This is a genomic window from Achromobacter sp. T5-5 (genome assembly GCF_055397965.1).
This window is the reverse complement of sequence record NZ_AP027919.1, coordinates 692,314-716,552: the sequence shown is the minus strand read 5'-3', so window position 1 is coordinate 716,552 and position 24,239 is coordinate 692,314. Positions and strand designations below refer to the sequence as shown.

Annotated in this window: 22 protein-coding genes and 1 tRNA gene; 14 read left to right on the top strand and 9 right to left on the bottom strand. The window is 66.0% G+C overall.

The annotated features are described in order from the left end of the window. Positions 1–30 precede the first annotated feature (30 nt). Positions 31–1,437 (bottom strand): signal recognition particle protein, encoded by a 1,407-nt coding sequence (ffh, locus tag ACZ50Q_RS03315; RefSeq protein WP_092581559.1) that lies wholly within the window; start codon positions 1,435–1,437, stop codon positions 31–33. 106 nt (positions 1,438–1,543) lie between these two features. Between ffh and ACZ50Q_RS03310 the strand changes: the two genes are divergently transcribed. From ACZ50Q_RS03310 to ACZ50Q_RS03290, 5 genes are all read left to right on the top strand, one after another. Beyond that, positions 1,544–2,386: a cytochrome C assembly family protein gene (locus ACZ50Q_RS03310; RefSeq protein WP_092581558.1), complete on the top strand. Its 843-nt coding sequence runs from the start codon at positions 1,544–1,546 to the stop codon at positions 2,384–2,386. Between the two features lies 1 nt (position 2,387). Further along, positions 2,388–2,657 (top strand): PP0621 family protein, encoded by a 270-nt coding sequence (locus tag ACZ50Q_RS03305; RefSeq protein WP_464080538.1) that lies wholly within the window; start codon positions 2,388–2,390, stop codon positions 2,655–2,657. Positions 2,658–2,756: 99 nt separating this feature from the next. Continuing rightward, on the top strand, positions 2,757–3,335 hold the full coding sequence (ampD, locus tag ACZ50Q_RS03300) for a 1,6-anhydro-N-acetylmuramyl-L-alanine amidase AmpD (protein ID WP_464080537.1): 579 nt from the start codon (positions 2,757–2,759) through the stop codon (positions 3,333–3,335). 18 nt (positions 3,336–3,353) lie between these two features. Then, a complete protein-coding gene (locus tag ACZ50Q_RS03295) occupies positions 3,354–3,977 on the top strand; it encodes a glutathione S-transferase family protein (RefSeq protein ID WP_076517141.1) in 624 nt (207 codons plus the stop codon). A 237-nt stretch (positions 3,978–4,214) separates the two neighbouring features. Then, positions 4,215–6,359 (top strand): hybrid sensor histidine kinase/response regulator, encoded by a 2,145-nt coding sequence (locus ACZ50Q_RS03290; RefSeq protein ID WP_464080536.1) that lies wholly within the window; start codon positions 4,215–4,217, stop codon positions 6,357–6,359. A gap of 9 nt (positions 6,360–6,368) precedes the next feature. Here ACZ50Q_RS03290 and ACZ50Q_RS03285 read toward each other — a convergent pair whose 3' ends face one another. After that, complete coding sequence (locus ACZ50Q_RS03285; protein ID WP_464080535.1) at positions 6,369–7,190, bottom strand: IclR family transcriptional regulator; 822 nt, start codon at positions 7,188–7,190, stop codon at positions 6,369–6,371. Positions 7,191–7,465: 275 nt separating this feature from the next. Between ACZ50Q_RS03285 and ACZ50Q_RS03280 the strand changes: the two genes are divergently transcribed. From ACZ50Q_RS03280 to ACZ50Q_RS03255, 6 genes are all read left to right on the top strand, one after another. Next, positions 7,466–8,473: a 2-dehydro-3-deoxygalactonokinase gene (locus ACZ50Q_RS03280; RefSeq protein WP_092581554.1), complete on the top strand. Its 1,008-nt coding sequence runs from the start codon at positions 7,466–7,468 to the stop codon at positions 8,471–8,473. An 8-nt stretch (positions 8,474–8,481) separates the two neighbouring features. Further along, positions 8,482–9,135, top strand: a complete 654-nt coding sequence (locus tag ACZ50Q_RS03275; protein WP_464080534.1) for a 2-dehydro-3-deoxy-6-phosphogalactonate aldolase — start codon at positions 8,482–8,484, stop codon at positions 9,133–9,135. Then, a complete protein-coding gene (gene dgoD, locus ACZ50Q_RS03270) occupies positions 9,132–10,280 on the top strand; it encodes a galactonate dehydratase (RefSeq protein ID WP_092581553.1) in 1,149 nt (382 codons plus the stop codon). The genes ACZ50Q_RS03275 and dgoD overlap by 4 nt, the downstream gene beginning before the upstream one ends. Positions 10,281–10,306: 26 nt before the next feature. Then, positions 10,307–11,617 (top strand): MFS transporter, encoded by a 1,311-nt coding sequence (locus ACZ50Q_RS03265; protein ID WP_092581552.1) that lies wholly within the window; start codon positions 10,307–10,309, stop codon positions 11,615–11,617. A gap of 297 nt (positions 11,618–11,914) precedes the next feature. Next, on the top strand, positions 11,915–12,238 hold the full coding sequence (locus ACZ50Q_RS03260) for a type II toxin-antitoxin system RelE/ParE family toxin (RefSeq protein ID WP_464080533.1): 324 nt from the start codon (positions 11,915–11,917) through the stop codon (positions 12,236–12,238). Next, on the top strand, positions 12,235–12,543 hold the full coding sequence (locus ACZ50Q_RS03255) for a helix-turn-helix domain-containing transcriptional regulator (RefSeq protein ID WP_464080532.1): 309 nt from the start codon (positions 12,235–12,237) through the stop codon (positions 12,541–12,543). The genes ACZ50Q_RS03260 and ACZ50Q_RS03255 overlap by 4 nt, the downstream gene beginning before the upstream one ends. A gap of 56 nt (positions 12,544–12,599) precedes the next feature. On the opposite strand, the gene ACZ50Q_RS03250 is transcribed toward ACZ50Q_RS03255, so the two are convergent. Next, a complete protein-coding gene (locus ACZ50Q_RS03250; RefSeq protein WP_464080531.1) occupies positions 12,600–15,767 on the bottom strand; it encodes an autotransporter outer membrane beta-barrel domain-containing protein in 3,168 nt (1,055 codons plus the stop codon). Positions 15,768–16,018: 251 nt separating this feature from the next. On the opposite strand from ACZ50Q_RS03250, the gene ACZ50Q_RS03245 reads away from it, so the two are divergent. After that, positions 16,019–16,720 carry a PAS domain S-box protein gene (locus ACZ50Q_RS03245; protein ID WP_464080530.1) on the top strand — a complete coding sequence of 234 codons (702 nt, stop codon included), beginning with the start codon at positions 16,019–16,021 and terminating at the stop codon, positions 16,718–16,720. 102 nt (positions 16,721–16,822) lie between these two features. On the opposite strand, the gene ACZ50Q_RS03240 is transcribed toward ACZ50Q_RS03245, so the two are convergent. From ACZ50Q_RS03240 to htpG, 3 genes are all read right to left on the bottom strand, one after another. Next, on the bottom strand, positions 16,823–18,022 hold the full coding sequence (locus tag ACZ50Q_RS03240) for an MFS transporter (RefSeq protein WP_464080529.1): 1,200 nt from the start codon (positions 18,020–18,022) through the stop codon (positions 16,823–16,825). A 153-nt stretch (positions 18,023–18,175) separates the two neighbouring features. Next, complete coding sequence (locus ACZ50Q_RS03235) at positions 18,176–18,511, bottom strand: helix-turn-helix domain-containing protein (RefSeq protein WP_464080528.1); 336 nt, start codon at positions 18,509–18,511, stop codon at positions 18,176–18,178. 140 nt (positions 18,512–18,651) lie between these two features. Beyond that, positions 18,652–20,550, bottom strand: coding sequence for a molecular chaperone HtpG (gene htpG, locus ACZ50Q_RS03230; protein ID WP_464080527.1), 1,899 nt, complete (start codon positions 20,548–20,550; stop codon positions 18,652–18,654). Positions 20,551–20,750: 200 nt separating this feature from the next. On the opposite strand from htpG, the gene ACZ50Q_RS03225 reads away from it, so the two are divergent. Further along, positions 20,751–22,142 (top strand): uracil-xanthine permease family protein, encoded by a 1,392-nt coding sequence (locus ACZ50Q_RS03225; protein ID WP_076517162.1) that lies wholly within the window; start codon positions 20,751–20,753, stop codon positions 22,140–22,142. A gap of 166 nt (positions 22,143–22,308) precedes the next feature. Continuing rightward, positions 22,309–22,393, top strand: a tRNA-Leu gene (locus ACZ50Q_RS03220). A 98-nt stretch (positions 22,394–22,491) separates the two neighbouring features. Here ACZ50Q_RS03220 and ACZ50Q_RS03215 read toward each other — a convergent pair. The 3 genes from ACZ50Q_RS03215 to ACZ50Q_RS03205 all read right to left on the bottom strand — a co-directional run bounded on the left by ACZ50Q_RS03215 (position 22,492) and on the right by ACZ50Q_RS03205 (position 23,952). Beyond that, positions 22,492–22,713 carry a hypothetical protein gene (locus ACZ50Q_RS03215; protein ID WP_464080526.1) on the bottom strand — a complete coding sequence of 74 codons (222 nt, stop codon included), beginning with the start codon at positions 22,711–22,713 and terminating at the stop codon, positions 22,492–22,494. A gap of 67 nt (positions 22,714–22,780) precedes the next feature. Then, positions 22,781–23,221, bottom strand: coding sequence for a lysozyme inhibitor LprI family protein (locus ACZ50Q_RS03210; protein WP_464080525.1), 441 nt, complete (start codon positions 23,219–23,221; stop codon positions 22,781–22,783). Then, positions 23,209–23,952, bottom strand: a complete 744-nt coding sequence (locus tag ACZ50Q_RS03205; protein WP_464080524.1) for a LysM peptidoglycan-binding domain-containing protein — start codon at positions 23,950–23,952, stop codon at positions 23,209–23,211. The genes ACZ50Q_RS03210 and ACZ50Q_RS03205 overlap by 13 nt, the downstream gene beginning before the upstream one ends. Between the last annotated feature and the right edge of the window lie 287 nt (positions 23,953–24,239).

The following is a 24,239-nucleotide window of genomic DNA, read 5'->3' as shown; positions in this document are numbered from 1 at the left end:
CAGCAAGCGAGCGCGGCGTGGGGGCCCTTACTACTTCATCCCGAAGCGGCCCAGCCCCTTCATGCCGCCCATGGCGCGCATCATCTTCGCCATGCCGCCCTTTTTCATCTGCTTCATCATGCCCTGCATCTGCTCAAACTGGGCCAGCAGGCGGTTGACTTCCTGCACCGGCACGCCGGAGCCGGCCGCGATGCGGCGCTTGCGCGAGGCCTTGATCAGTTCGGGCTTGGCGCGTTCGGCCGCGGTCATGGAATTCAAGATGCCTTCGGTGCGGCGAAGCTGCTTTTCGGCCTGGCCGCCCTGCAACTGCCCGGCAGCCTGCTGGAACTGCGCCGGCAGCTTTTCAAGCAGCGAACCCATGTCGCCCAGCTTCTTCACCTGGCCGAGCTGATCGCGGAAGTCGTTCAGGTCGAACTTGTTGCCCGACTTGATCTTGGACGCAAGCTTCTGCGCCTCGGCGATGTCGATGTTCTTCTGCGCCTGCTCCACGAGCGAGACGATGTCGCCCATGCCCAGCACGCGCTGCGCCATGCGGTCGGGATAGAAAGGCTCAAGCCCGTCCAGCTTTTCCGAGACGCCGACGAACTTGAGCGGCTTGCCCGTGACGTGGCGCACCGACAGGGCCGCGCCGCCGCGGGCGTCGCCGTCCAGCTTGGTCAGCACCACGCCCGTGAGCGGCAACGCCTCGGCAAACGCGCGCGCGGTGTTGACCGCGTCCTGGCCCTGCATGGCGTCCACCACGAACAGCGTTTCCACCGGCTTGACCAGGTCATGCAGCGCGCGGATTTCGCGCATCATGGCTTCGTCGATGCCCAGGCGGCCCGCCGTGTCCAGGATCAGCACGTCGTAATGATGGCGGCGGGCATGATCGACCGCGCCGCGCGCGATGTCTTCCGGCTTCTGGCTGGGATCGGACGGCAGGAAGTCCACGCCGACCTGCGCCGCCACGCTCTTCAACTGGTCGATGGCGGCCGGACGGTACACGTCGGCGGACACGACCAGGACTTTCTTCTTGCCGGTCTTGCGGCCGTGCTGCGTATGCTGGCCTTCGGACAGCCAGCGCGCCAGCTTGCCGGTGGTGGTGGTCTTGCCGGCGCCCTGCAGGCCCGCCATGAGGATGACGGCGGGCGGCTGCACGGCCAGCGACAGCTCGTTGGAATCGGCGCCCAGGTCGCCGCCCATGAGCGCGGTCAGCTCCTTGTGGACGACGCCGACCAGCGCCTGCCCGGGGCTGAGACTGCCGGCGACTTCTTCGCCCAGCGCCTTGTCCTTCACCCGCGCGACGAATTCGCGCACGACGGGCAGCGCCACGTCGGCTTCCAGCAGCGCCATGCGCACTTCGCGCAGCATCTCCTGGGTATTGGCCTCGGTCAGGCGGGCTTCCCCTCGCAGCGTCTTGACGACGCGCGACAGGCGTTGAGTTAGGTTATCGAGCATGAGAGGCGTTTCCGCTTAAACTAATTGATTGAACGGTGGCCGCAGGCGCGGATTCTGCGCTTTCGGGTGACGCGCACCCCAAGGCCCCATCCAGACAACGGTTTCTATGTCACTAGGCATTGTATTTCACACAGCGGCTGCCTTGGCGTACGCAGTGCTCGGGGGGTCGCTCTGGATCCGCCTGGCTGGCGCCGGGGAAGTCGAACAGACCGGCAGAATCGCCCGTCTGTGCCTGCTGGGAGCCCTGGTTCTCCATGGAATCGGGCTGCAACAATCGATGCTGGAATCCCGCCATCTTTTCATGGGATGGGCCCTTGCCCTGTCCGCCGCCATCTGGCTGGGCATGGTCGTGTTCTGGCTGGAAAGCCTGCTGGTGCGCATCGACGGCCTGCAATTGCTGCTGCTGCCCGCCGCCGCCCTGGCCAGCGGCCTGGCCGCCCTCTTCCCGCAAGGGCAGTTCGTGCCCCACGCCGACGATCCCTGGCTGCGCGCGCACCTGCTGATCGCCCTGGCCGCCTATGGCCTCATCACCATCGCCGCCCTGCACGCCATGATGATGGCCCTGCTGGACCGCCACCTGCACCGCCCGCTGGACGCTCCCGCGCAGCGCAGCATCGTCGGGCGCGTGCTGGATTCGCAGCCGCCGCTGCTGGTGCAGGAACAACTGCTTTTTCGCATCATCTGGATCGGCTTTGTCGTGCTGACGCTGGCCGTGGGCTCGGGCTCGGTGGCCTCCATGAAGCTGACCGGCAAGGTCCTGCCGTTCGACCACAAGACCGTCTTCACCCTGCTGTCCTGGCTGACCTTCGGCGTGCTGCTGGCCGGCCGCCACATCTGGGGCTGGCGCGGCCGCGTCGCCCTGCGCTGGACCCTGACGGGTTTTGGTTTCCTGATTCTGGCCTACACCGGCAGCCGGTTCGTGCTGGAAATGATTCTGCATCGAGGCTGACGTGGGTAAGTTGCTGTTCTGGATCGTACTGATCATCCTGGTCCTGTTCGTCGCCCGCATCGCCGGCCGCATGGCCGCGCAGCGCCAGGCCGGCGCAAAGCCCGGCCAGAAGAAGGCGTCGCGCAAGGAGCCGCCGCAGCCCAAGCCCCTGGAATCCATGGTGCGCTGCGCCCATTGCGGCATCCACCTGCCCCGTTCCGAGGCCCTGCTGCAGAACGGCCAGACCTGGTGCAGCGCCGACCACGCCCGCCTGGGCCCGGCCAAACGCTGACCCTGGCCGCCGCGGGCGATGCCCCGCAGGGCCGCCGGATGGAGCATCCCACGCACGCACGGCATAATGCATGTCGGAATCCTCACATGCTCCCTCCCTATGCCTTTGCTCCTGGATCGACATGGCTGGCTGGCGCCGGCTGCGGGCGTTTCCCTTCTCCCCTCTCCGAATAGCGACGCGCGGCCCGCGGACGCGCAGGTTTCGCTTCTGGTCCTGCACAACATCAGCCTGCCGCCCGGCAAGTTCGGCGGCCCTGAAGTCGCGGGCCTGTTCCTGAACACGCTGGATTACCGTTCGCACCCCTGGCTGGAACGCCTGCGCGGGCTGCGCGTATCGGCGCACTTTTTCATCCGCCGCAACGGCCGCATCATTCAGTTCGTCTCCACCGACCGCCGCGCCTGGCATGCCGGCGTGTCGCGTTTTGCGGGGCGCGAGCGCTGCAACGACTTTTCCATCGGCATTGAACTGGAAGGCACGGACACGCTGGCCTACACTGACGACCAGTACGCGGCGCTGCGCAGGCTGACCAGGACGCTGCGCACGCGTTATCCCCTGGCCGCCGTCCGGGGACACGAACACATCGCCCCGGGCCGCAAGACCGACCCCGGGCCGGCTTTCGACTGGACGCGCTTTTCGCGCGACAGCGGCTTTGCGCGACGGCACCTGCCGCCCGCCTGACCCTTACAAGGATTGGCTATGTTGAAGATCTGGGGACGCCTGACTTCCGTCAACGTCCAGAAAGTGATGCTGACCGTGCGCGAGCTGGCCCTGCCGCACGAGTTCGTCCAGGCGGGCGGCCCGTTCGGCGTGGTCGACACGGCCGACTACGCGGCCAAGCTCAACCCCAACCGGCTGGTGCCCGTCATCGACGACGGCGGCTTCGTGCTGTGGGAGTCCAATGCCATCGTGCGCTACCTGGCCGCGCGCTACGGCGAAGGGTCGCTGTGGCCCGAAGACGTCTGCCTGCGCGCCGACGCCGACCGCTGGATGGACTGGCAGGCCACCGAATGGCAGCCGGCCATGGTGCCCGCCTTCAAGGGCCTGATCCGCACGCCCGAGGACAAGCGCGACGCGGCCGCAATCGAGAGCTCCGTCAAAAGCGCGAATGCGCGCGCCCTGATCCTGGACCAGGCGCTGCAGGGCCGCGAGTTCATCGCGGGCCGCCATCTCACCATGGGCGACATCGCGCTCGTCGCGGCTGCGCACCGCTGGCTGGGCATGCCGATCCAGCGGCCCGACACGCCCGCGCTGTCGGCCTGGTATCGCCGCGTCATGATGCGCCCCGCCACGCAAGGCGTACTGACGCTGCCGCTGGGCTAGGCACGCGGCCGGGGCCGCCGCGCGGTCCGTTCCTTCCGTACACGGTCGGGACAAATTGCAACATTCATCGTGCTCGATTCGTGCAATTATTGACAACCTCTGGGGCGCCCTGGTTCATGCCTTGGGCGCCTTTTCATTTCCCGGGCCACGGCCCGGGGGACGATCGCCGCCTTGGCGACGCACCTGGAGGAAACCCGCTTGACTCACGAGCCGCCAGAATCCGCAATCCAAACCGCCTTGGACGAAGAGCAGCGAAAAATCCTGCTTCTCATCGCATCGGGTGCGCCTAGCGGGTCGTGCCTGGAAGCGCTCTCCGATGCCGTCGGCCGCCTCGCGCCCGGCACGCGGGCATGCGTGCTCCTGGCGGGCGCCGACCGCAGCAAAGTGGGCGACGCCTACTCGACCCATCTTCCCGCCTCGTTCGCATGCCCCCTGCGCGGGCTGCCGATAGAGCAAGCCCTGTTTGCCGCCGGCGGCCAGCCCGTGGCGCACGACAACCCCGTGGGTTGCGCCGACATCGAACAATCGCCGATATGGGCCGCGCCCTGGCGCGCCATCTGCCGCGACCACGGCCTGCGCGCCTGCCATGCGCGCCCCGCGCTGACGCCTGATGGCACGCCGGTGGGGTGGTTTTTCGTCTGCCTGACGCAGGCGCGCACGCCCACGCCATGGGAACAACGCGTCGCGGAATTCGGCGCGCTGGCCACCAGCATCGTCGTCGAGCGCGATCGCGCCGCCGCGGACCTGAAGAACGAAGTGCACGCGCTCGCCAGACTGCAGGCGCTGAGCGCCGAACTCGTCGGCCCGGGCGAGTTCGAGCCCCTGCTCAAGAAGATTCTGGCCGCCGCCGCCGACATTTCCGGGACCGAGAAAGGCAACATCCAGATCTACGATCCCGCGAAGCACACGCTGCGCATCGCCGTGCATCAGGGCCTGAGCGCGCGCCTGGTGGAGCACTTCGCGGAAGACGGGTGGGTCGCAAGCTGCGCGCAAGCGGCCCAGGACCTGCAACGGCTGGTCGTGCCCGACGTGGAACAGTTGACGGATCTGCAGGGCACCCAGGGACTTGAGATCGTCCTTGAAGACGACATCCGGTCGATCCAATGCACGCCGCTCCTGAGCCGCAGCGGCCAGCTCCTGGGCATGCTCAACAACCACTATCGCTGGCCCGGCGGCCCCTCGCCCGAGGCCCTGCGCTACATCGATCTGCTCGCGCGTCAGGCCGCTGAACTGCTAGAGCGCCACCTGGCGGAATCCGAACTGGCGCGCGAGCGGCGGCGCAAGGACGAGTTCCTGGCGGTGCTGGCTCACGAACTTCGCAACCCCCTGGCCGCGTTGCGCAACATGCTGGAAGTCCTGAAACGCGCCGAGCGCGACCCCGCCATGACCGTGCGCGCCCGCGAGGTGATGGACCGCCAGCTCCGGCAACTCGTGCGGCTGGTCGACGACCTGCTGGATGTGAACCGCATCAATCGCGGCAAGCTCGAGCTTCGGCTCGACGTCCTGACGCTCGACACCGTCCTGCAGCATGCCATCGAGACGTGCCGGCCCGCCCTGGAGCAACACGGCCATCGGCTCCGTCTGGTGCAGCCCGACGCGCAGATCACCTTGCGCGGCGATGCCGAGCGCCTGTCGCAGGTCTTCGGCAATCTGCTGTCCAACGCGGCCAAGTACACGCCGCCCGGCGGCGACATCGAATTCTTCGTGGAACCGGGCGACGATGCCGTCCAGATCGCCATCAGGGACAACGGCGCGGGCATTCCGCCCGACCAGCTCGACCGGATTTTCGACATGTTCACCCAGGTCGACCGGACGCTGGAGCGCGCCCAGGGCGGCCTGGGCATCGGGCTGATGCTCGTCAAGCGCCTGGTGGAAATGCATGGTGGAACGGTCCACGCGCACAGCGACGGCCTGGGCCAGGGCAGCGAGTTCGTCGTCCGGCTGCCCGTCACCGACATTCAGCAGCCCGCGCCGCAGGCGCAGGCCGCGGACTTCTCGACCGTCGCGCGCAGGGTGCTCGTGGTCGACGACAACCGGGATGCCGTGGAATCCCTGGCCGCCGTGCTCGCCCTGGAAGGCCACGAGGTGAACGCCGCATACGACGGCGAAGAGGCCATCGCCGTGGGCGAACAGATACGCCCGCAGGTGATCCTGATGGACATCGGCATGCCCGGCATGGGCGGCCATGAGGCCTGCCGCCGCATGCGGACGCTCGACTGGGGCAAGGACGCGACGATCCTCGCGCTCAGCGGCTGGGGGCAGGAAGAGGACCGCCGGGCCTCATTGGAAGCCGGCTTCGATGCGCATCTGGTGAAGCCGGTCGATATGGATGTCCTGCTGGAGGTGCTGTCCGATACCGGACGCCGCGACGGCAAGCGTTAGCGCCAGGATTCAGCCGCGCTCCACCTTCCAGCCGAGCTCGGCGGAGATCGCCGCCGCCGCGCCCTGCACCACGGGCACCATCTCTCGCATGCGCTCCAGCGACATGTAGGGCACGGTGCTCGACACGCTGATCGCGGCCACGATGCCGCTGGTCGCATCGCGCACCGGCGCGGCCACGCAGCGGATCGACGGCTCGTTGTCTTCCAGGTCGAACGCATAGCCCTGCGACGCGTAGTCGCGCATGCGGTCACGGAACGCCTCCCATCCCTGCTGTCCGCCGGGCGCGCGCGAGGACACCGGCGCGCCGACGCGATGCAGCGCCTTCCATTGCGGCTCGTCCGCGTCGAGCAGCAGCGCCTTGCCCACGCCGGTGGCGGCAAGCGGCATGCGGTGCCCGACCCGCGAGCGCATTTCCAGCCCCTTCTTGCCCGGTATTTTTTCCAGATAGAGCACTTCGTTGCTGTCGCGCACGGCCAGGTGAATCGTGTCGCCCGTCAGTTCCGCCAGACGGTCCAGATACGGGCGGGCCAGCGTCGCCATGGGGAAAGCTTCGCGCGCCTGGAACCCCAGCTCGATCAGCTTGGGGCCCAGCACGTAGCCCACGCCCGGCAAGGCGCGCAGATAGCGCTCTTGCACCAGGCAACTGGCCAGCCGGTGCGTGGTGCTGCGCGCCACGCCGATACGCGCGCAGATCTCTTTCAGGTCGCGCGCGCCGTCGGCCACGGCCTGCACCACGGCCAGGCCGCGCATCAGCGTCTGGGTGCCGGCGGGCGCGGCGGCATCGGGGTCCAGCGGGGACGGCTGCTCGGGAATCTGGGGGGTGACGGTCATGAAGCGATGCGGGTGGAAGTGGGCGGACAGGAATGGCAAGGATACCCGGCCTGAAACACGGCACGGAGACCTCTACAAATTCCCTGTATGTGGGATTTAATTCTATATTTTGAGATTTTTCAAGCACTGATCTAGAATTTTTGCCACCGTTCGCCGCGCGCCCGCGCACGCGCACGGCAGATTTCAGACAACAAGGTCCGCGCATCCCCGCCTCGCGCGCCAACCCGGCGCCGCGACAGCAGCCAGATGCACGGCCAGAGACGAGACAGACTCTGATGATTACCGGATCGCCCGCCCGTGCGGCGCTCATCGCGCTGGACTGGGGCACCTCTTCGCTGCGCGCCTACCGCCTGGACGCCACGGGCCGCACGCTCGATACGCGCCATCTGCCCTGGGGCATCATGCGCCTGCCCCAGCCGCTGCAGGACGGCGCCGCCACCACCGCGTTGTCCGGTTTTGAACTGGCCTTTGAACAGGCCTGCGGCGACTGGCTGCGAGCCGAGCCCGCCCTGCCCGTGATCGCCTGCGGCATGGTCGGCAGCGCCCAGGGCTGGAAGGAAGCCGCCTACCTGGACGTGCCCGTCGACCTGGACCGCATCGGCACGCGCCTGACGGTGGTGGAGCGCCCGGGCGGCACGCCGCTGCACATCGTGCCCGGCCTCATTCAGCGCCACGGCCTGCCCAACGTGATGCGCGGCGAAGAGACCCAGGTCTTCGGCGTGATGTCCGAACAGGCCAGCGCGGACGCGGACAGCGTGCTCATCGGCCTGCCCGGCACCCACTCCAAATGGGTCAACGCGCGGCGCGGCCGCGTCACCCACTTCGACACCTTCATGACCGGCGAGGTCTACGCGGCGCTGCGCGGCCACACCATCCTGGGCCGCACCATGGCGGACGCCGCCAGTCCCGACATGGCGGCCTTCGAACGCGGCCTGAAAGTCGCCGGCGCCCCCGCGGGCCGCGCCGGGGTCATGTCCACCATCTTCAGCACGCGCGCGCTGGGCCTGACCGGCGAACTCGCGCCCGAGTCGCAGGCCGACTACCTGTCGGGCCTGCTGATCGGCCACGAAATCGCGGCCCTGGCCGAGATGCTGCGCCAGCAGGGCGAACTGCCCCGCATCGTGCTCTGCGGCGATCCCGCGCTGTGCCGCCGCTACATCCTGGCCATGCAGCATTACGGCCTGGGCACGCCCGCCCAGGCGCAGAACGCCACCGAGCGCGGCCTGTGGCATCTGGCCGTCAGCGCCGGCCTGGTCCGCGCGTCCACCCCGATCTCAGCCTAGGAGCCCCGATGAACCATCCCGGTCTGCAAACCGCCCTGGCCCACTGCGGCCTGATCGCCATCCTGCGCGGCATCACCCCAGCCGAAGCCGAACCCGTCGGCCAGGCCCTGTACGACGCGGGCTTTCGCCTGATCGAAGTCCCCCTGAACTCGCCCGATCCGCTGGACAGCATCCGCGCCATGCGCGCCGCGCTGCCCACCGACTGCCTCATCGGCGCCGGCACCGTCCTCGATCCCAAGGACTGCGCCCGCATCCAGCAGGCCGGCGGCGAACTCATCGTCATGCCCCACAGCGATCCGGCCGTCATCCGCGAAGCCAAGAAACTGGGCATGGCCTCCTGCCCCGGCGTGGCGACCCCCACCGAAGCCTTCGCGGCGCTGGCCGCCGGCGCCGACGTGCTGAAGATGTTTCCCGCCGAACAGCTTGGCCCGACCGTGCTCAAGGCCTGGCGCGCCGTGATGCGCCCGCCGATTGCGCTGGTGCCCGTGGGCGGCATCACGCCCGACAACCTTTCCAGTTACGCCCAGGCGGGCGCCAGCGGCTTCGGCCTGGGCTCCGCCTTGTACAAACCCGGCCTGTCGGCCGAAGCAACCGGCCAGAACGCGCGCGCTTTCATCGCGGCCTGGCAACGCGCCTATCCTGCCCAGGAGACACAAGCATGAAGATCACCAAGCTCACCACCTACATCGTGCCGCCCCGGTGGTGCTTTTTGAAGATCGAGACGGACGAAGGCATCGTCGGCTGGGGCGAGCCCGTCGTCGAAGGCCGCGCCCATTCGGTGGCCGCGGCTGTCGAGGAACTGTCCGACTACCTGATCGGCAAGGATCCGCGCAACATCGAAGACCACTGGACGGTCCTGTACCGCGGCGGCTTCTACCGCGGCGGCGCCATCCACATGAGCGCGCTGGCCGGCATCGACCAGGCCCTGTGGGACATCAAGGGCAAGCATCTGGGCGTGCCCGTCTCGCAACTGTTGGGCGGCAATGTGCGCGACCGCATCCGCGTGTACTCGTGGATCGGCGGCGACCGTCCCGCCGACACCGCCGCGGCCGCCAAGAGCGCCGTCGAGCGCGGCTTCACCGCCGTCAAGATGAACGGCACCGAAGAGCTGCAATACATCGACTCGTTCGACAAGGTCGAAAAGTGCCTGGAGAACGTCGCCGCCGTGCGCGACGCCGTCGGCCCGAACGTGGGCATCGGCGTGGACTTCCACGGCCGCGTCCACAAGCCCATGGCCAAGGTGCTGATGAAGGAGCTGGACCCCTTCAAGCTCATGTTCATCGAAGAACCCGTCCTGAGCGAACACTACGAAGCCCTGAAAGAACTGGCCCCGCTCACGTCCACGCCCATCGCGCTGGGCGAGCGCCTCTTCTCGCGCTGGGACTTCAAGCGCGTGCTGTCCGAAGGCTACGTCGACATCATCCAGCCCGACCCGTCGCACGCCGGCGGCATCACCGAAACCCGCAAGATCGCCGCGATGGCCGAAGCCTACGACGTGGCGCTCGCGCTGCACTGCCCGCTCGGCCCCATCGCGCTGGCCACCTGCCTGCAGATCGACGCCGGCTGCTACAACGCCTTCATCCAGGAACAGAGCCTGGGCATTCACTACAACGCCGCCAACGACCTGCTCGACTACGTCAGCAACCGCGAGGTCTTCGCCTATCAGGACGGCATGGTCGCGATCCCGCAGGGGCCGGGCCTGGGCATCGAGGTGAACGAGGAATACGTCAAGGAACGCGCCGCAGTGGGCCATCGCTGGCGCAACCCCATCTGGCGCCACGCCGACGGCAGCTTCGCCGAATGGTAAGCCGATAAAACAGAGAGGAGACGCCATTGTCCACCGCCACCCACGCCGCCCTGCAAAGCGGCCAGCGGCCCACGCGCAGCCGCTATCTCATCATGGTGATGCTGTTCATCACCGTCGTCATCAACTACCTGGACCGCAGCAACCTGTCCATCGCCGCGCCCGCCCTCAAGGACGAGTTCGGCCTGGACACCGTGCATGAAGGCCTGATCCTGTCGGCCTTCGGCTGGACCTACGCCGCCATGCAGATCCCCGGCGGCTGGCTGGTGGACCGCGTGTCCCCCCGCGTGCTGTACGCCGCCGCGCTGATCCTCTGGTCGGCGGCCACCTTCTTCATGGGATTCGCCGGCAGCTTCGTCATCCTGTTCGTCCTGCGCCTGGCCGTGGGCGCGCTGGAAGCCCCGGCCTACCCCATCAACAACCGCGTCGTCACCACCTGGTTCCCGGAGCGCGAACGCGCCACCGCCATCGGCTTCTACACGTCAGGCCAGTTCGTCGGCCTGGCGTTCCTGACCCCGGTGCTGGCGTGGCTGCAGCACCACTACGGCTGGCACATGGTGTTCGTCAGCACGGGCCTCCTGGGCATCGTCTGGGGCGTGCTGTGGTTCATGATCTACCGCGAGCCGCGCCAGTTCAAGGGCGCCAACGCGGCGGAGATCGACCTGATCCAGCAAGGCGGCGGCGTCGTCGACCTGGACACGCGCGTCCGGGAAAAGAAGGCGCCGTTCAACTGGAACGACCTGGGCCTGGTCATGAGCCAGCGCAAGCTGTGGGGCGTGTACCTGGGCCAGTTCTGCCTGACGTCCACGCTGTGGTTCTTCCTGACCTGGTTCCCGACCTACCTGGTCAAGTACCGCGGCATGGACTTCATCAAGTCGGGCTTCCTGGCCTCCGTGCCGTTCCTGGCGGCCTTCGTCGGCGTGCTGTGCTCGGGCGTGCTGTCCGACTTCCTCATCCGCCGCGGCGCCACCGTCGGCATGGCGCGCAAGCTGCCCATCATCCTGGGCCTCCTGATCTCCACGTCCATGATCGGCGCAAACTTCACCGACTCCACGCCCTGGGTCATCTTCTTCCTGGCGGTGGCGTTCTTCGGCAACGGGCTCGCATCGATCACCTGGTCGCTCGTGTCGGCGCTGGCGCCGGTGCGCCTCTTGGGCCTGACCGGCGGCGTGTTCAACTTCGTCGGCAACCTGTCGTCGATCTGCACGCCCATCGTGATCGGCCTTTTGGTGTCCAAGGACAACTTCGCTCCGGCGATCGTGTATGTCTCGTCGCTGGCGTTGCTGGGCGCGCTGTCGTACATCCTGCTGGTGGGGAAGGTGGAGCGGATCGAGGCTTGAGGGATCAGCCCGGAGCTTGCGCTTCGGCGTTGATTGAAGGGGCGTCCTGCGGGACGCCCTTTTTCGTTGGTTTCAGTAAGCCCACGGCGCTGCCCAAGCCGGGCACCGACAACATCGCCCCCTCCGGAATGCAAAGGCACTGGCGTGATGAAACGATCACGCCGCCAATTGCGCCGCGTTTCGTTCCCCGGATCATCTGACGCGACACGCTCTACGGGCGTGACGTGACAAACCTACTGAAGCCACAGCCCTTGCTCGGGGGGCTTGACCTGAATTCGTCAATAAACGAATATCCGTATGTACGAAATCGAACATTACCTGGCCCCTGATGGCCGGACGAGTCCCTATCTCGATTGGCTGAGCGGCCTACGAGATAACCGCATCAAGGTCGCCGCCATACGGCGGATTGCAAGGCTGGAACTGGGCAACTTTGGCGACCACCGATTTTGCCGCGACGGCATCTGGGAACTGCGCATCGACGCTGGGCCCGGTTACCGCGTTTACTACACACTGGCCGGACGCCGGGTCGTGCTGCTTCTATGCGGCGGCGACAAGCATACCCAAGCGACGGACATCGCCAACGCCGTCAGTTACCGGAAAGACTGGGAACAGAGACCATGAAAAGCAGATCCCACGACGAGGCGATGGCCGAGTTGTACCGCAAGGACCCCGCGCTCGCTGCCGACCTTATCAACGACGTTCTTGCAGACGGCGATCAGGCCGAACTGCTGATCGCGCTGCGCCAGCTTGCGCTGGCCTTTGGCGGCGTACCGTCCGTGGCCAAACAGGCCAAGTTGAACCCGACGCAACTCTACCGCACGCTGTCCCCAAGCGGAAACCCGGCCCTCAGCAGCCTGACAGCCATCCTGAAAGCGATGGGATTGCGACTGGCGGTGCAGCCGCTGGCGCAGCGTCATACCAGCTAGAACGCGAGCCTTGAGGACGGCAACGCCCGGCATCGGGCGCGCCGTCGGCACGCGCCTTAGAACTGCCAGCGCACGTTCACATTGGCCGAGTGCTCCCGGCTGCCGCTCGCGTACTGGCCGGAATAGCCCAGCCCCAGCGTCGCCGTCCGGGCGATCGCCATTTCCGCTCCCACCTCCACCAGCGCCGCGTCGCGGCCGATGGGCGCGCCCGCTACCGTGAACGGCTGGCTGGCGTCGAATGCCAGGACCGACTCGGGCTTCACGTCGCCGAACACGTGGCGCCATCCCACGGTGCCGAACACCCTGCCCTGGCGGCCGGCGGCATCGAACCCCTGCGCCGCGCGCAGGCCCAGGGTGGCGTGCGTCTGCTGCGTATTCCCGGACTCGCCGGACAGCGCGGCATCGCCGCCGGACTCCGAAAAGCCCCTCGTGCGCAGGTCGCTCCATGCCAGGCCCGCAAACGGTTCCAGCGTGGTGCGTTCGGCCAGCTTCCAGGCATAGGACAATTCGGTGAAGACTTGGCCCGTGCTGGCGCCGTAGTCGGCCGTCAGCGCCGCCGTCTGGCTGTCGGCATAGCGCCGCGTCGAAATTTCGTGCCAGGTGTAGCCCGCACCGGCCAGGAACTGCCAGGCGCCGGGACCGGCGGCAAAGGACTTGCCGCCATAGACCAGCGCACTGTAGCTGGACACATCCGCCTGCGAGGACCGCTCGTCGACACGGGCCTTGCTGTCGGTGTAGCCCAACGCGCCGCCGACCCGCCAGCCGGCGCCCACGGAATGATCGGCGCCCACGAACAGCCCGCCCAGGTGCTGGCGGATCTGCGCCGCGTTGCCGTCGCCATCGATGGTCTGCCAATTGCCCACGACTTCGGCCCAGGCCGGCAGCGCGCCGGACAGCGGCATTTGCGTGGTCGACACCGGCGCGTCCGAGACGCCCGCGGCCGCCGTGGGGCTGCCTGCCCGCGCACTCGCCTGCAGGTTTGCGCGCAGCTTGGCCAACGGCGTGGCGCGCGTCTGGGCGGCAGACTGAAGCAGCGTATTGGAGACGCTGGCGTGCACTTCGCCCGACAGACTGTCGAAGGCTTCTTCCGTCTGGCCTAGCGGCAGCGTCGCCACGTACTGGCGCAGCGCGCTGTCGGCGCTCATGCTGTCCAGGGCGCCGGCCACGGCGCGCTGGTTGGGCGTGCTGGCGCCGGTGGGAAACGCGCGCGTCTGGAGCAGGCCCAGCGTCACGTCCGTGGCGCCGTAGGAAAGCTGGGGATCCAGGAAGGCATAGTTCGACGCCACGCTGTCGAACCGACCCTCTATCGCATTGGCGCTGAGGATGGTGTAGCGCAGATTGGGCGTGAAATTGCCGTCCGGTCCCACGTGCAGCACCGACCCGGCCAGGCGCGCGATGCCGTTGACCACGACGCGGTCGCTGTCGGCGGACGCCGGCGCGGCTTCGACGCGGTAGGTCGAGCCAGGCGCGAAGGTCAGGTCGCCATTGACCGTCAGCGTGCCGATGGAATTGCCGGGGCTCAGGGTCGAGCCGCTGGCCAGCGTCGTCGAACCCACCGCGCCCGAGCCGGCCAGCACGGCGCCCGCGCCCACGCTCACCGGTCCGGCCAATGCGCCATTGACCGTCAGGGAGTTGCCCAACACCGACGTCAGGCCGGTATTGCTGCTGTTGCCGGTCAGGATCACATCGCCCGACAGGATGGTGACGCGGCCATTGCCTTGAAGGCTTCCGCCATAGGTCAGGGCCGGGCCGACAAAGTTGAACAGCATTTCGCCATCGCCCGCCCCAAAACGGACAACCGGGGCATTCAGCACGCCGGCGGGCGCCGCGCCGAAGTCCGCGGGTGTGCCGATGACCAACGTGCCCTTGGAACCGGCGGCGTTCGCGACCACGACTTCGCTCGCGTTCAGCGCGCCGCCGAACATCAGCAGCAGGCGGCCTTCGCCGCCATCGCCCACGGTCACCGGGCCGGTGGACGTCCAGTTGGAACCGTCGTCGGTGATCGTCACGTTGCCATAGGAGCCGGCGCGCCGGCCCACCGTGCCGTCCAGGCTGGACAGTTGGCTGCCGCCCGTGATGCCCACGCCGCCCCGTGCGCCGTCGGCATCGCCGACCACAAAGATTCCACTGCTGTTCCAGGAAGATCCCGCCCCGCCAAGCGAGACCGTACTTACGCTGCCCGCCCCCACGCCGACGAAGCCTGACGTGCCGCTGAGCGTCGCGCCACCATCGATGAACAGCGTGCCGCTGCCCTCGTTGCCGATCTGCACGGGTCCCGAACTGGTCCACGACGAGCCCGCGCCCGTCAGCATGACGCTCCCGGTCGATCCCGCCTTGTCTCCCGCCACCAGGCCGCCGCTCTGCACCCGCCCGGCGTCGCTGACATCGAACACACCGACGCCGAGGTTCCCCACGCGCACGGGCAACGCCGAGTCCAGCACCGTTCCCACGCCGCTGACCTGAACGGACCCGGTAGAAAGCGCCGCGTCCCCGACACTGATCTCGGTGGCCATGAGAGACGCCTGCGCCAGGACGCGCAGGGTACCGCGGGCGCTCGTACTGGCCGGCCCGAACTCATCGCCGCCCACCAGCAACGTGCCGGCCTGCAACATGGAGCCCGCGTCGGTCACCAGGACATCCCCCCATGCATCCCCGCTGCGGCCTGCGGCCAGAAAGCCCGCCTGGACCACGCCCCCATCCTTGATCGTCAGCGCCCCGGTTCCGTACTCTCCCACGATCAACGTCGACAACGCTTCGAGCCGGTTGCTCGCGCCCGACACGGTGACGGTCCCCATGCTGTCGACGCCTTTGGCGATCGTTCCATTCATCGTGTTCCAGACATTGCCGGAGCCAAGCCCCGTCAATACGGCCGACCCGTTCGAGCCTGCGCCGTTGCCCAACACGAAGCTGCTGGTCGTCAGGCTGCCTGCCGGCTGAAACACCAAAGCGCCGGCCGCGGTGTCGCCCACGAGCAGCGTTCCCGCTTCACGCATGCCATCCAGTTGAACAGTCCCCGCCTCGACACGGGCATCGTCCAGGATGCTGGGCGTGGCTCCGCCCCAATTGGCCGGAACGCCCCAGAAATCGCCGCCTGCGCCGCCGACCCAGGTCAGCGTCGCGGCGGCCGCGGGCGCCCCCAGACCGGCAGCCGCGATGGCGATCGCTGCCGATAGCGGGCGCAGGGGAAAGTCGGAAAACGTGTTGGACAAGCGCATGAGGTTCATTCTTGGCATCCAGTTCGAGGGGCTGCCTGTCGTCAAATCCGCAACCCATGGCGACGGCAGTATATGGATTTGCCAGCATCTGAAGCTGAGCAAAGATGAGCGCAAACGCTGAGGAAAAATGCGCGCACGGGCGGCTGTTTTCAGCCTCGCCACAGAAAAAAAATCGCTGCGCGCGGCCAAGTGTGTTTAAACTTTCCGCGCCCGAACCAGGTACGGTTCTACCGGTGTCCCGCTACCAACCAGGAAACCTCATGGTCGCTCCGCCCCCTGCCGACTTGATGCCCATGCTGTTGGACGCTGTCTGCGTCGTGAACGAATCCGGCACCTTTCTCAGCGTGACTGGCGCCTGCGAACAGATCTTCGGCTACACGCCGCAAGAGATGGTGGGGCGCCCCATGATGGAGCTGATCTACGAACCCGACCGCGCTGCCACCCTGGCCGCCGTCGACCGGTTGATGCGCGGCAAACTGCAATACGACTTCGAGAACCGCTATGTGCGCAAGGACGGGCGTGTCGTGCACATCATGTGGTCGGCGCGCTGGTACCCCGACAAGCAGATCCGCGTTGCCGTGGCGCGGGACGTCACCGAGCGACGCGCGCAGGCCGACGCGGAAGTCGCCCTGGCATCGACGTGGCAGCTCTGCAATTCGCCGCCGTGCCTGGTGCCGCCCGGCTCGCCCCCCATCCCTCTGTCTCACCAGGACTACACCGTCCTGGCCACGCTGGCCGCGCACGACAAGGGCGCTAGCCGCAAGGCGATCGTGGAGGCGCTGGGCAAGGACTATTGGACCTACGACCGCCGCAGCCTGGACACGCAGATGCGCCGCCTGCGACGGAAGGTGGAGCAGGCCTGCGACCGGAAGCTGCCGGTAGCGACGCTTCGAGGACTGGGGTATCGCTTCTACGACCCGATCGAATGCCGCCAGCGGGGCGAAGCCCCTCGGGCGGCCTAAGCTGGAAGACCCGCCGATACGGGAACAAAAACCCCGGCGCAATGGCATTGGGCCGGGGTGGGACATTGCGCGGCCCGAGGACCGGAGAACAAGGATCGGGGATCAGCAACCCTGCATCGCCAGCCTGCGCCGACGCTGATTCGTGGCACGCTGCACCAGCACCAGCCCCAACCCGGCCGTCGCGATCACCGCGCCAGCGATCGGCACCGCCGCATAGCCCATGCCCGCCGAAATCACCGCGCCCCCGGCGGCCGCGCCCACGGCGTTGCCCAGGTTGAACGCGCCCACGTTCATTGACGACGCCAGGCCCGGCGCATCGGTCGCGGCGCGCATCACGCCCATTTGCAGGGGCGGCACCACCGCGAACGTCGCGATGCCGAAGATCAGCAGCGAAACCGCCGCGCCAACCGGCGAGGACGCCAGCCACGGAAACGCCAGCAGGTCCACGATGACCAGCACCAGGAAGAAAATCAGCGTGCCATCCAGCGAGCGGTCCGCCATGCGTCCGCCCACGCCGTTGCCCAACGTGAAGCCCAGGCCGATCAGCACCAGCATCCCCGTCACGAAGGCCGGCGACGCGCCGGTGATGTCAGCCAGCGTCGGCGCGATATACGTGTACAGCGTAAACATCGCGCCCGCGCCCAGCACCGTGGTCAACAGCGCCAGCAGCACCGCGGGACTCTTGAGCACCGCCAGTTCGTGACGCACGTTGGGACGGCGGCCCGCCTCGCCGGCCGGCAGCGCCAGCCACAGCGACAGCATCGCGATCAGGCCCAGCACGGCCGTCGCCGCAAACGACATGCGCCACCCGATCACCTGCCCCAGCCACGTCGCGGCCGGCACGCCGCCCACGTTGGCGATGGTCAGCCCCATGAACATCGTCGCCACCGCGCTGGCCTGCTTGTGGCGCGGCACCACGCTGGCGGCCACCAGCGAGCCCAGGCCGAAGAACGCGCCATGGTTCAGACTGGTCACAAGGCGCGCCAGCAGCAGCGTCGTGTAGTTGGGCGACAGCGCGGACAGGATATTGCCGATGGTGAAGATAGCCATCAGCAGAATCAGCGCCTTGCGCCGCGACCAGCGCGAAAACGCCAGCGTCATCAGCGGCGCGCCGATCATCACGCCGATGGCGTAGGCGCTGACCAGCATGCCCGCGCTGGGAATGGACACGTTCACGCCGTCGGCGATAACGGGCAGCAGGCCCATGGGAGAAAACTCGGTCACGCCGATGCCAAACGCACCGACGGCAAGCGCCAACAACGGCGGGCCGGCCTTCACCGGCGGGGTTTCTTGGGGATTCATGCAAGTTCCTTGGGTTCGACGGCGCCGGCAGGCGGTACCTGGGGCGGGCCGGCCTAAATCGGCCGGCGCATCGGATAGACAGGGCTGCAGTATGACGGCCCGATCCTTGCAGAAAAAGCCGTCTGGCGGGCAAACACTTTTGACTTCAGGTCATTAATCGGCTTGCCATCCGTCAAGTCGGGCGCGCTTCCTACGCACTTCGACCTCAAGGCCAAGGAGGTCCAACATGTCCAGCACCTTCTGCAACTGCAGAGTGGGTTTACCGCGCTCCAGATCGACTACAAACCGGTTTCCCGAATTTCCCAAGCCCGCCAGATCCGCTTGCAGCAATCCCTGGGATCGACGCACGGACTTGACCAGCGCGCCCAATTCGGTCGACGTGCGCGCAACCGCCGGAACCACATCATGATCACGCGTCGTCGACATGGCATCACCACCAGAGTTACCGATCGGTAATCCTAAGGCGGTTTTGGCGGCTTGCGCGGTCAAGAATTACCGAGCGGTAATTCACAACAGAAAATCAGACACTCGCCGGCCCGACACCTCTTCGACATTGCCCGCCGTGTATCCAGCAAAACGAAAAAAGGGGCGTCCCACCGGACGCCCCTCGCATCGCGAAACCCCGCCGCTTACTTCAGCAGCAACGCATTCAACCGCTTCACGAACGCCGCCGGGTCCGCAATCTGCGCCCCTTCGGCCAGCAGCGCCTGATCCAGCAGCAAACGCGCCCACTGATCGAACTCGCCATCCTCGGCCGCGCGGATGCGCGCCAGCAGCGGATGCTCGGGGTTGATCTCCAGCACCGGCTTCACGTTCGGCGCTTCCTGCCCCGCGGCCTTCAGCATGCGCAACAGGTGCGGGCTGAGCTCGTTCTGGCCCACCACCACGCACGCCGGCGAATCCACCAGGCGCAGCGTCACGCGCACTTCCTTGACCTGGTCTTCCAGCGTCTTTTGCAGACGCTCGACCAGCGGCTTGAAGTCCTCGGCCACTTCGGCCTGGTGCTTCTTTTCTTCCTCGTCGGCCAGCTCCGCCAGATCCAGGCCGCCCTTGGCCACCGACACCAGCGACTTGCCGTCGAACTCGCGCAGGTACGACAGCATCCACTCGTCCACGCGATCCGACAGCAGCAGGACCTCGATGCCCTTCTTGCGGAAGATCTCCAGGTGCGGGCTGTTGCTGGCGGCGGCAAACGTGTCGGCCGTCACATAGTAGATCTTGTCCTGGCCTTCCTTCATGCGCGACACGTAGTCGGCAAACGACACCGTCTGCGCCTGGTCGCCCGAGTCCGTCGACGCAAAACGCATCAGCTTGGCGATTCGCTCCAGGTTGGCCGTATCCTCGCCCGCGCCTTCCTTCAGCACCTGGCCGAACTCCGACCAGAACGTCGCGTAGTCTTCCGGCTTGTTCTCGGCCATGTCTTCCAGGAGCGACAGGATGCGCTTGGCCGAGCCTTCACGGATGGCGCGCACGTCGCGGCTTTCCTGCAGGATCTCGCGCGACACGTTCAGCGGCAGGTCCGCCGAATCGATCACCCCGCGCACGAAGCGCAGGTACGACGGCAGCAGCTGGTCGGCATCGTCCATGATGAAGACGCGCTTCACATACAGCTTCACGCCATGGCGGCCATCGCGGTCCCACATGTCCATCGGCGCATGCTTGGGCACATACAGCAGCTGCGTGTACTCGCTGCGGCCCTCGACGCGGTTGTGCGTCCAGGCCAGCGGGTCGTCGTAGTCGTGCGACACCGTCTTGTAGAACTCGCGGTACTGCTCTTCCGTCACCTCGGACTTGTTGCGGGCCCACAGCGCGTTCGCCTGGTTCACCGTTTCCAGTTCGTCGGTCTTGACCTGCTCGCCCTTCTCTTGATCCCACTCTTCCTTGGCCATGCGGATCGGCAGCGAAATGTGGTCCGAATAGCGGCGCAGAATCTCGCGCAGCTTCCAGCCATTGAGCAGCTCGTCCTCGTCGGCGCGCAGGTGCAGCGTCACGTCCGTGCCGCGGCCGGCCTTTTCGGCGGCGGCAATCGTGAATTCGCCCTGGCCGTCCGATTCCCACTGGATCGCTTCCGAGGACCCGGCACGGCGGCTCACCACCGTCACCTTGTCCGCCACGATGAACGACGAATAAAAGCCCACGCCAAACTGGCCGATGAGCTGGGCATCCTTCTGCTTGTCGCCCGTGAGCTGCGAGAAAAACTCGCGCGTGCCCGACCGGGCGATCGTGCCCAGGTTCGCGACCGCTTCTTCGCGCGACAGGCCGATCCCATTGTCCGAGATCGTGATCGTGCGGGCCGCCTTGTCGTAGCTGACCGTGATGGCCAGTTCACCGTTGCCTTCCAGCAGCTCCGGCTGGTCGATGGCCTCGAAGCGCAGCTTGTCGCAGGCGTCCGATGCGTTCGACACCAGCTCGCGCAGGAAGATTTCCTTGTTGCTGTACAGCGAATGGATCATCAGATGAAGCAGTTGCTTCACCTCGGCCTGGAACCCCAGGGTTTCGGACGCGGAAGTCGTGGCGGTTTGGCTCATAGTTCTACGTGGCTAGAAAATTAATTAGGGACAAATATCCGGCGACGGGGGCAGCACGCCCGCGCGGTCTCCGGGAAACCCTACTGATGTGGGGGCCTATCGGAACTTTTCAAGGCCGGGTCGCATGAGAGCAACCTGACACGGGGCTGTCCCCGGTAAAATCCCGCACTTTTCTACCCCTCCCCGGCCGGCACTCCGCCATGCAACCCGCCTCCCTCGCCCATCCCGCCCCCAGCAGCGCGCCCCACGACGCCGAACCCAGCCACGACTTGGTCTACGGCCCCGACGACCGCCCCGCGCCCCCCGTCGCCTTCGTCGCCGCCCTGCAGCACCTGCTGGCCATCCTGGTCCCCATCGTCACCCCCGGCCTGCTCATCTGCCAGGCCCTGGGCGTCAGCAGCCGCGACACCACCCTGATCGTCTCCATGTCGCTGGTCATCTCCGGCATCGCCACCTACGTGCAGTGCAAGCGCTTCGGCCCCCTGGGCGCCGGGCTACTCATCGTGCAGGGCACCAGCTTCAACTTCGTCGGCCCGCTGATTGCCGGCGGCTCGGTCATGGTCAAGCAAGGCACCCCGGTCGAAGCCGTCATGGCCGCCATCTTCGGCGTCGTCATCGCCGGCTCCTTCGTCGAAATGGGCATCAGCCGCATCCTGCCCTTCGTCAAGCGCCTCATCACCCCCCTCGTTACCGGCATCGTCGTGCTGCTCATTGGCCTGACGCTGATCAAAGTCGGCCTCGTCAGCATGGGCGGCGGCTTCGGCGCCATGGCCAACGGCACCTTCGCCAGCGCCGAAAACCTCACCCTGTCCGGCCTCGTCCTGGGCACCATCATCCTGCTCAACCGCGTGCCAGTTGTCTGGATCCGCAGCACCGCCCTGGTGCTGGCCCTGGCCGTCGGCTACATCGCCGCCGCCTGGATGGGACGTCTGGATTTCACCGGCGCCCGCGAGGCCGCCCTGTTCCAGGTGCCCGTGCCCCTGCACTTCGGCCTGGGCTTCTCCTGGGCCCTGTTCGTGCCCATGCTGATCATCTACCTGGTCACCTCCCTGGAAGCCATCGGCGACGTCACGGCCACCAGCAAAGTATCCAAGCAGCCCGTCGAAGGCCCGCTGTGGATGCAGCGCATCAAGGGTGGCGTGCTGGTCAATGGGGCGAACTCGCTCCTGGCCGGCGTATTTAACACCTTCCCCAGCTCCGTCTTCGCACAGAACAACGGCGTCATCCAATTGACCGGCATCGCCAGCCGCCACGTCGGCGTGTGGATCGCCGGCATGCTGATCCTGCTGGGCCTGTTCCCGGTCGTGGCCGGCGTCCTGCAAGCCGTGCCCGAACCCGTACTGGGCGGCGCCGCCATGGTCATGTTCGGCGCGGTGGCTGCGTCGGGGATCAATATCCTGGCGGGCATTCAGTTGGATCGCCGGGCACTGCTGATCATCGCGGTGTCCCTGGCCCTGGGCCTGGGCGTGTCGCAGGTGCCGGAAATCCTGTCGCATCTGCCGCATTCCGTGAAGAGCGTCCTGGAATCGGGCGTTGCGACCGGCGGGATTTGCGCGCTGGTGATGAACTGGTTCTTGCCTGAGAAGAAGTAGGTTTTGCGCGCATAGCGTCCGGGATGTGCTGCGTGGCGTGTCCCGAGATCGCGCTGGATACGGCCCGCTCGCCCGGCCGTCGCCTGACAAGATGGAAAAGACCGCATATAATCGCGGTCTTCGCATCTCCCGCAGCACGTCATCTGGACGTGCTCGCGACCTCCTAGCCCGGGTGGTGAAATTGGTAGACGCAGGGGACTCAAAATCCCCCGCCGCAAGGCGTGCCGGTTCGATTCCGGCCCCGGGCACCAGAATTTGAAAAGCCGTTGACGTTTGCCGTCAACGGCTTTTTTCATTCCGGATTACCGGCGGCCGACCTCGACACAGACCGCGGTGAGGCCATGGAGCGCTATCCCTCTGAAGCCCATTCACTCGTGCAAAGTAGATGCGCGGGTATTTCGTCAATTGCGGCTTCCGGCCCCAACACATCCCAAATGTGTTCCCAGCCACCGGTTGAATAATGGACCACGACAACATCTGCGGTCCATTTTTCTAGCCACTGCCGAACCCACGCGGCATCTTTTGATGGAGACTCGTCAAAATCTCCAGCAAATATCGTTGCTTTACGCATTGTCTGCACCATCGAATTGCATTCAGAGTTCAGCACCACGCCTCTTTGAGGTAACGGCCCATAAAAGCTACTTCATTGGGCGATCCGACACCAAGTCGCGTAGCTGAAACGCTCGTCTACTGTTGAGTTCTGCAATGCAAGCGAAACGCCGCATGGCTAGAGCGTTTCCAATTGCTCCTCCGCCTAAAGCTGAAGCGAAAGCGCACTGGCTATCCCGGTACTTGGCGAAATCCTTGGTTGATGCGTTGAATGTAGCCTTGGCTTGGTTCACATACTTGGGGTCCTCATCCCATTGAGCCAGGACATCGATCACCCGCTTTTCTGCGTCTTTTAGATCTACTTCACTTCCTTCAGCCTTTTTTTGGAGGCATTCCCTTACGCCTGGAATTTCATACGCGCATTCTAAGCGCAGCTCACGTTCACTCCGGCCATTGGTGTCGGCGGACGCATTTGAAACCCACGGGAGGATTGCACACCCAACCAAAGCTAATCGCGCTAATTTGTGCATATACGGGACGTTCCTTTGCTGAGTGCGTTTAGGGTGTAGTTGAGCTTCGCTTCGTAAGTTAGATCACCGCCTCCGTTATAGCGCTCCGCGATCGCGACGGCGGAGATACTCCGCCAGCCCGTGATCACACGTCGCACCGACGCCTTTTGGCACTTCAAAACCTGCCCCGGCCGTAAGGTCGCCCCTGTGGGATTTAGCTTCTGCATCAAATCGACTGTACTTCCCTGAGCCTTCGCGATCTTGGCGAGGCTATCGCCTGCTTTAACAGTTATCTCGTAGACTTTGGAATCAGCATCATGGACGCTGTGGTATTCGTAGCGTCCAAGCTTCATCAAGAGATAGCCAATCCCCGCGCGAATGTTGTGGGTGGGAATAGCGCGAGCTGAACTGACTGTAAGTTTTCCTTTCCATGCCGGAGGCAGGATCAGATCCCCCCCTTCGTTGCCAGAAAGCAATGATGACAGTCCAGGGTCCCCGGGCACTCCAATACGCATGGGCCTGGTTTTCCACTCCGCGTCAGATGCCCCAGACTCGACCCACAGAATCGCTTTGATAATCCGCCAGTCAAGCTGGACATAGCCAGCCGTACTGGAAAGATGGCGGTTGTACTCATTGACGGCCATCTGAATCTCGCAGTCCCATTCGTTCCATTTCGGGTCGCCCACTGCCTTATCGATGCCGTCTTGCCACTTCTCGAAGCCTGTTCTTTTTTTCGGTGCCTGAACTGCCATATCAGTCCTTTGGGGTTGAGTTCGGGTGGCGCCCCACCCAACCACCTAAGCGGTATGTCGGGCGTGAGTCCCCAAGGAGGCTAATGGCATCAATTCTTGATGGCTATAGGCGCTGTCTCATACGAGATCGCTGACAAGCCTTCTCATACAATCAGCGTCTTCGTTGCGAGTGGAGACAGGGCATGAACATCTGCGCGGGCAACCCTGTTGGTTGCATCTCATTCCAGACTGGCGGCAAAGGGGCCGGCGCCTAGGGACGTTTCGTCATGACGAGATTTCGTGGGCGC